Below are 7826 nucleotides of genomic sequence, written 5' to 3' on the forward strand. Positions count from 1 at the left end.
CCCGCCCAGCCCTCCCTCTGAGCGGGCCGTTCTCGTTCTGGCAAGCCAAGCTATAATCACTTCCCGCCAGGCTGCAGGCGGCAATCTGCGCATCTCTTGGGGTGATCGATGAATCAATGGATGAGAATTCTGGCATGCCTGCTGTCGTGGCTGACGCTGAGCATGCTGCCGCCAACCGTTGATGCCAGGCAATCCGCTGCGATGCCATTGCCGTCCGGCGTCGAAAAGCTGACCACTGTCGAAGGTATCAGCGAGTATCGCCTGGTCAATGGCCTGCGCTGCATCCTCTTTCCAGATGCGACCAAACCCACGACCACCGTCAACGTCACCTATCTGGTCGGCTCGCACCAGGAGAACTATGGCGAGACCGGCATGGCGCATCTGCTCGAACATCTGATCTTCAAGGGATCGAAGAATTTCGTCGATCCGGCCCGGCAATTCAAGGCGCGTGGCTTCGAGATCAATGGCAGCACCTGGCTCGATCGGACGAATTACTATCTCACCTTCCCGGCCAGCGAAGACAACCTCCAGTGGGCCCTCGCCTGGAGTGCCGACGCGATGGTCAACTCGTTCATCGCCAGGAAAGACCTCGACAGCGAAATGAGCGTCGTGCGCAATGAATTCGAGATGGGCGAAAACAATCCGTTCAGCGTGATGTTGAAGCGCATGCAGTCCATGCTCTTTGACTGGCACAATTACGGGAACAACACGATCGGCGCGCGCAGTGACATCGAGAACGTCAAAATAGAAAACCTGCAGGCCTTCTACCGCAGATATTACCAGCCCGACAACGCCGTTCTGACGGTAGCCGGCAAGTTCGACGAGCGCCAGGCCCTCAACATGATTGCCGCCAGCTTTGGCAAGCTGCCCAGACCGACACGCGTCCTGCCAAAACCCTGGACAGTCGAACCGACGGCCGATGGCGAGCGCCAATTCACGATTCGCCGCAAGGGCGAGGTCCAGCTTGTGGCCCTCGCCTACCGCACGCCTGCCAGCCTGCATCCTGACTCCGAGGCCATCAGCATGGCCGCCGAAGTGCTCGGTGATACGCCCAATGGTCGCCTCTACCGGGCTCTGGTGCAGACCGGACTGGCAACAGAGGTGTTTGCCTACGGCATCGATGCTCGCGAACCTGGCTTTGTAGTCTTCGGCGCACTGGTCAACAAGCGCGCAGCGATCGATCGTGTGCGCGACAAAATGATCGAGGTGGTCGAGGGCGGCTTCGCCCAGGAAGCCGTGACCACGGCCGAACTCGATCGCGCGGTCGAGCAGTCACGCACCGCCTACGAACGGGCGCTGGCCGATCCCGAAGCCTTTGCGGTAATGCTTTCCGAATACATTGCGCTCGGCGATTGGCGGCTCTTCTTTTACGGCCGCGATCAACTCGACCGGATCAGGACGACGCAGCTCGATGCGGCCGCCGCCAAATATTTCGTTCGCGACAACCGCGTCCTCGGCACTTTCATCCCCGACGATTCGCCGCAGCGCGCCGTGGTTCCCCAGGCCCCGAGCGCCGCCGAGCTGTTGGCCAATTTCAAGCCGCAGAAAAAAGGCGATGCCGGAGAAGCTTTCGATCCTTCATACGAGAACCTTGATCGACGCACCCGGCGGCAGACCTTCGGCGACCTGAAGCTTGCGCTGTTGCCGAAAAGGAACCGGGGGCGGACCGTGAATGTGGCGATGAGTTTCCGCTGGGGTGACGAAAACTCGCTGCAGGACCGCAACATCGCCGGCACGCTGGCGATTGCCATGCTCGCCCGCGGTACCAGCCGCCTGAACCGCCAGCAGATTGCCGACCAACTCATCCGTCTGAAAGTCCAGGGCCGCCTGACGCACTTTGAAACGACCCGTGACAAGCTGCCCGAAGCGCTGGAACTGGTCGCGCAACTACTCCAGGATCCCAGTTTCCCGCCAGACGAGTTCGAGGAACTCCGCCGGGAAACATTGACCGCACTGCAATCCCAGCTCGACAACCCGGACACGCTATCGAGCGATGCCCTGAACGCGCATTTCAATACCTATCCGCCAGGTGATCCCCGTTACCATAGCCCACTGCAGGAACGCATCGAACAGTTGCGCCAGGTGACCCTGAATGAGGTCATCCGCTATCAGCGCGATCTCATCGGGACCGCCCGCGGCGAGATCGCCATCGTTGGCGATTTCGATGAACAGGTGATCCATGACAAACTGCTGCAGCTGTTCCCTGGGCATATCTCGAGATCACCTTATCAGCGCCTGGATCGGGAATACCGCCATGTGCCGCCGCAACGGATCGTGATCGATACGCCCGACAAGGAAAACGCTTTCCTGCGCGCACGCATCGACATTCGGCTGCGCGACGATGATCCCGACGCTGCAGCCCTTTATGTGGCCAATGACATTTTCGGTGGCCATTCCGGCCTGTCGAGCCGCCTGGCCGATCGCCTGCGCCAGAAGGACGGCCTCAGCTACAGCGTCGGATCGAGCCTGTCGATGGGCAGCCACCAGCCACTGTCGACCTGGGCGGTTGCGGTGATGGTGGCTCCGCAGAACGCGGCCCGCGCCGAACAGGCTTTTCTCGAAGAACTACAGCGAGCTCGCCGTGACGGTTTCAGCACTGCAGAGGTCGCCGCGGCCAGGAAGGGCATCATCCAGGCGCGGGCCGTTGCCCGCTCGCAGGATAACACCGTCGCTTCTCGCTGGCAGTCCTTCCTCGATCTCGGCCGCAACTGGCAGTTCTCGAAAGACTTCGAGGCCAGGCTGATGGCGGTCACCCCGGCAGAAGTCAACGCCGCTTTCCGCAAATACATCGACCCCGAGCAACTGACGCTGGTCATCGCCGGCGATACCCGCAAAGGCCTTGCCCACTGACGGGCCCGCCGCGGTGACGAGGTGAACAATGAAAGAGCGCACGACAGGCGACGTCATCCCTCCTGTCGACCGCCGCCTACTTCTTGAGGCTGTCGCGAATCTCGCGCAGCAACAGCACTTCCTCGGCCGGTTCGGGCGGTGGCGCGGCTGCGGCAGGCGGTTCGCTCCGCTTCAGGCGATTCATCTGCTTGATCATCATGAAAATGATGAAGGCCAGGATGATGAAATTCACCAGGATGGTGAGAAAGTTGCCGTAAGCAAACACCGGAACCTGCGCCTTTTTGAGTGCATCCAGGGTCCTCGCGGTACCCTCCGGGATGGTGCCGAGCACCAGGAACATGCCCGAGAAGTCGAGCTTACCGCCCATGATCCAGGCGACGAAAGGCATGATCAGATCAGCCACCACCGAATCGACAATCTTGCCAAAAGCCCCGCCAATGATCACGCCGACGGCGAGATCCATGACGTTGCCCTTCATGGCAAACTCTTTGAACTCCTGCACCATGCTCATGGCGTCTCCTTCAAGTTGGTTCTGGAAATTCCGGGCCCGCTTCTCCGACTCGGCGCGCGATTATAGGGGGAATGGCCAGCGCGTGTGAACAACCCTTACAGCGCGCGCAGCCTTTCTCCGGCGGCAGCCAGGGTGGCTTCCTGCTTGGCGAAGCAGAAACGCACGACATGCTCGTCGCGACCGTCGTGATGAAAAGCCGACACCGGGATCGCGGCCACTCCCGCCTCGCAGGTCAGCCAGCGGGCAAACTCGCGGTCCGGCAGGTCGCTGATCGCGTCATAACGCGCAAGTTGAAAATAGCTGCCGCAGCAAGGCAGCAGTTCGAAGCGCGAGCCCTGCAACTGGCCGCGAAAGAACTCACGTTTGCCTGCGTAGAACGCCGCCAGACCGAGATGGCGCGAAGCGTCGCGCATGTATTCGGCGATTCCGAGCTGGCAGGGCGTATTCACCGTAAACACGTTGAACTGATGCACCTTGCGGAATTCGGCCATCAACGCAGCCGCCCCAAGAACGTAACCGACCTTCCAGCCGGTGATGTGATAGGTCTTGCCGAACGACGAAACGACGATCCCGCGCGCCGCCAGTTCCGGATGCGCAGCAACGCTTTGATGCTGCACGCCATCGAAAACGATGTGTTCGTAGACCTCGTCGGACAGCACCACGATGTCGGTATCGCGGGTCAGCGCCGCCAACTGATCGAGGTCATCGGCGGCCAGCAGGCTGCCGGTCGGATTGTGCGGCGAATTGATGAGGATCATGCGCGTCTGCGGACCGATCAGCGAACGCACCTGCTGCCAGTCCGGCCGGTAATCCGGGAAACCGAGCGCGGCATACACCGCCTTGCCGCCGACCGTTTCGATCGCCGGCACATAGCTGTCATAGACCGGTTCGAAGACGATGACCTCGTCACCCGCACGCACAAAGGCCGCGATCGCGGTGAAGATCGCCTGCGTCGCACCGGCGGTGACGGTGATTTCGCTATCGGCATCGTAGCTCGCCCCATACAGCGCGGCCACCTTGTCGGCGATCGCCGAGCGCAACTCGGGAACCCCGGCCATCGGCGGATATTGATTGCGACCTGCGCGCATCGCGCGCGCGGTCGCGTCGAACAACGAGGAATCGGCCTGGAAATCGGGAAAGCCCTGCGAGAGATTGATCGCGCCGCAGTCGGCGGCGAGTTTCGACATCACGGTAAAGATGGTGGTCCCCACCTGGGGCAGCTTCGAGTCGATGACCACGGATGACTGGCGCATGGCGATCCGCGCCGGGCGCGGTGAAGAGTGAGGAAGCGGGTAGTTTAATGTGAAAGTCGCCAATGAAGTACAGGCCCAGGTCCGCCGCCGTCTGCTGCGCGCGCTGACCCGGCGCGGTGTACGTTGAGCCGGAAGATGGCGAGCGGGGAGCACGCTGGCGGCTTCTCGCTGGACGCCAGTGTGCGCGTCGAAGCGGCCGACCGCCAAGGCCTGGAAGGGCTGCTGCGCACCTGCGCCCGCCCGCCCTTCGCACGGGAGGGCTGGGCTGAAAGCGATGCCGACCATCCGGGAATCAATGGGTTACGAGCAGAAAAAATATATCCCGATGAGAGATTGACGGCCCTCGATGGCGGCTCATACACTCTCGATGGCGCCGTTGGATTTCCTATCCTTCAACAAGAAAAAAGAAGACACCCATGTTGCCACAAGAGGAGGTTGGGCATCCGGAAGTCCTCTGGCTTCTGGGCAGCCTCAGTACGTTCTATCGCCTGCCGTTCGATGCATCGCTCATCGCGCAGGAATTTCCCCCGCCGTACACGCTCGCCACTTTCCACGAGGCCGCGCGTTCGCTCGGGCTGAAAACCGGCAAGGTCGCGCTCGAAGGCGTCGACTGGCAGAAACTCCCGCTCCCCGCCATCGCCTTCCTGCGCCCGCAACCCGTCGCCTCGGAACAAATCAAGCGCCCCCCCATCCTCATCCTCAAGGCTGACGCCGACAAGCTCCTCTACTTCCGCACCGGCAGCCAGACCCCCGAAACCCTCCCCATCGTCGAAGCCGCCCAATGGCTCGAACCCGAACTCATCCTCGTCGCGAAGGCGCGCCGGGCCACCGGCGAGGAAGACATCGCCGGCTTCACCGCCGAGAAAAAAGCGTTCGGTTTCAAATGGTTCATCCCCGAACTCCTCAAACACAAAAGCATCTGGCGCAACGTCCTCACCGCCAGCCTCGCCATCCAGCTCGTCGGGCTGGCCACACCGCTCTTTACTCAGGTGATCATCGACAAGGTCATCGTTCACCAGACCCAAAGCACCCTCATCGTGCTCGGCGTCGCCCTCGTCATGTTCATGCTCTTCACCAGCGGCATGACCTGGCTACGCCAGTACCTTGTGCTGCACACCGGCAACCGCATCGACGCCGTCCTCGGCAGCCAGGTTTTCCGCCACCTGCTGCGCCTGCCGCTGCCGTACTTCGAACAGCGCCCTACCGGCACCCTGGTCGCGCGGCTGCAGGGGGTCGAAACCATTCGGGAGTTCGTATCCGGCGCCGCCGTCACGCTCCTCCTCGATCTGCCCTTCCTGTTCATCTTCCTGGCGGTGATGTTCGCCTACAGCGGGCAGCTCTCGCTGATTGCCGTCGGCCTGCTCGGCGCCATCGCCTTCATCAGCTTCCTCGTCGCGCCCCTGTTCAGGGAGAAGCTCGACCAGCAGTTCATGCTCGGCGCAAGGAACCAGGCCTTCCTCACCGAATACGTCTCGGGCATGGCCACGGTCAAATCCCTGCAGATGGAACCGGACATCGACAAAAAATACGGCGACTACCTCGCCCAGTACCTCGCCGCCGGCTTCTCGACCAAACAGGTGGGCAACACCTACAACGTCATCGCCAACGGGCTGGAACAGGGGATGACACTCGCCATCCTCATCGTGGGCGCCCTGCTGGTCATGGAGAACGAAGGCTTCACCATCGGCATGCTGGTCGCCTTCCAGATGTTCGCCGGCCGAATGAGCCAGCCGCTCCTCAGGATCGTGGGCCTGTGGCAGGAATTCCAGCAGGCCAATATCGCGGTGAAGCGCCTCGGCGACATCCTCGACATGCCGCAGGAACCGTACACGCTCACCCCGCACCGCGAACAGGCGGGAGTCAACAAGCGCTCGTGCCTCCTCACCATCGACCAACTCAGCTTCCGCTACTCCGGGCATCACCCCTGGCTCTTCCAGAAACTCGAACTCGCCTTCAAGCCCGGCCACCTGACCGTGGTCACGGGCCCCTCGGGTTGCGGCAAGAGCACGCTCGCCAAACTCATGCTCGGCTTCTACCCACCCACCGAAGGCCATATCGCGCTGGACGGCAAGGACATCCGGCATCTGGCCGCCAACGAACTCCGGGCCACCTTCGGCGTCGTGCCGCAGGAGACGGTGCTCTTCTCCGGCACGCTCTACGACAACCTGGTCATGGCCCACCCGCATGCCCGCTTCGAGGACGTCATCCTCGCCTGCAAGGCCGCCGAGATCCATGAGGTGATCGAGCAACTGCCGAACGGCTATCAGACGGAGATCGGGGAGCGAGGGACCGGGCTGTCGGGCGGGCAGCGGCAACGCATCGCGATTGCCAGAGCGCTGCTCAAGCGGCCGCAGATCCTGATCTTCGACGAGGCCGTGTCCAACCTCGACCAGCCGACGGCGGAGCACTTCGCGAAGACGATCAACCGGCTGAAGGGGATGGTGACGATGATCTTCATCACGCATCAAATTCCGAGAGGGTTGGCGGTGGATGAGGTGTTCAGCTTCAGCGCCGAACGGCAACAGGCGACGCGGATGGGGGTGGTGGAGGAGGAGAGGAAATGAAACGAAGAGATACCAAGGCGGACGCGGCCTGGGACGAAGTCGACATGGCGCTGCTGGCCGGGGGCCTGATCGGGTTGACATTCAGTGTCACCCGTCATACCTGAATCATCGGTCGATACTCAACAGAGGAATCCAGGATGGTAAAGCCGGTGGTTTTAACCTTGTGATCGACAATAAGGTGATTTCCGCAAAAAGCCGTACCAAGAGTCATGGCGACAGGCCGGGCTCATGGCCAGAATAACAAGCCGCTGCGGTAGTTGTTCGGGATCTTGATTCCCGGAAATCACCTAAAAATCATGAAAAACAGAAACGAATGGACACAGAGCTTCTACCCGCTGCTGCTGGTGCTTGCACTCTCTGCCTGCGGACCGACGGAAGCGGAGCGGGCGGCACTGGCGGAAAAGAAACGGATCGAATGTCTGGACAAATATTGCGAAGGTGACAAAGAGCCTGCGTACGACTGGGCGAAGGAAACCCGGTTCAAGGTTAATGGGCAGTGGTTTGTGATGTCTAAGGATTATGGCTCGCCGAATTTTGGCGGTTTCGGTTTCACTTGGCCAAGCAAAACGCCTTTAGCGACCTCCTTGCCAGGTGGCTATCCCGACGGACCTTCCCGGAGCCCTTGAGGTAAGTCATTGATTAATTGCA

General features: G+C 61.2%; 5 protein-coding genes. 3 read left to right on the plus strand and 2 right to left on the minus strand.

The features are described 5' to 3' along the window. The first annotated feature begins 120 nt into the window (after positions 1 to 120). The gene (locus CAPSK01_RS14990) at positions 121 to 2850 is read left to right on the plus strand and encodes a pitrilysin family protein (RefSeq protein WP_034928289.1); all 2730 of its coding nucleotides are present in this window, start codon (positions 121 to 123) and stop codon (positions 2848 to 2850) included. Between the two features lie 76 nt (positions 2851 to 2926). Here the strand turns inward: CAPSK01_RS14990 and mscL are convergent, their stop codons facing one another. Together mscL and CAPSK01_RS15000 are read right to left on the minus strand one after the other, a co-directional pair. Beyond that, complete coding sequence (gene mscL / locus CAPSK01_RS14995) at positions 2927 to 3361, minus strand: large conductance mechanosensitive channel protein MscL (protein WP_034928291.1); 435 nt, start codon at positions 3359 to 3361, stop codon at positions 2927 to 2929. Positions 3362 to 3456: 95 nt separating this feature from the next. Further along, positions 3457 to 4614: a pyridoxal phosphate-dependent aminotransferase gene (locus CAPSK01_RS15000; RefSeq protein WP_034928293.1), complete on the minus strand. Its 1158-nt coding sequence runs from the start codon at positions 4612 to 4614 to the stop codon at positions 3457 to 3459. Between the two features lie 416 nt (positions 4615 to 5030). On the opposite strand from CAPSK01_RS15000, the gene CAPSK01_RS15005 reads away from it, so the two are divergent. Together CAPSK01_RS15005 and CAPSK01_RS15010 are read left to right on the plus strand one after the other, a co-directional pair. Then, positions 5031 to 7178, plus strand: coding sequence for a peptidase domain-containing ABC transporter (locus CAPSK01_RS15005; protein ID WP_034928295.1), 2148 nt, complete (start codon positions 5031 to 5033; stop codon positions 7176 to 7178). A gap of 296 nt (positions 7179 to 7474) precedes the next feature. Further along, entirely contained in the window at positions 7475 to 7804 is a 330-nt protein-coding gene (locus CAPSK01_RS15010) for a hypothetical protein (RefSeq protein WP_034928297.1), read from the plus strand. Positions 7805 to 7826 lie beyond the last annotated feature (22 nt).

The organism is Candidatus Accumulibacter vicinus (assembly GCF_000584955.1).
In the GTDB taxonomy this organism is placed as follows: domain Bacteria; phylum Pseudomonadota; class Gammaproteobacteria; order Burkholderiales; family Rhodocyclaceae; genus Accumulibacter; species Accumulibacter vicinus.

What these genes read in the sequence shown, in the direction of transcription:
- mscL (WP_034928291.1), bottom strand. Translation starts at nt 3,361, where the DNA reads ATGAGCATGGTGCAGGAGTTCAAAGAGTTTGCCATGAAGGGCAACGTC.
- CAPSK01_RS15005 (WP_034928295.1), top strand. Translation starts at nt 5,031, where the DNA reads ATGTTGCCACAAGAGGAGGTTGGGCATCCGGAAGTCCTCTGGCTTCTG.
- CAPSK01_RS15010 (WP_034928297.1), top strand. Translation starts at nt 7,475, where the DNA reads ATGAAAAACAGAAACGAATGGACACAGAGCTTCTACCCGCTGCTGCTG.
- CAPSK01_RS15000 (WP_034928293.1), bottom strand. Translation starts at nt 4,614, where the DNA reads ATGCGCCAGTCATCCGTGGTCATCGACTCGAAGCTGCCCCAGGTGGGG.
- CAPSK01_RS14990 (WP_034928289.1), top strand. Translation starts at nt 121, where the DNA reads ATGAGAATTCTGGCATGCCTGCTGTCGTGGCTGACGCTGAGCATGCTG.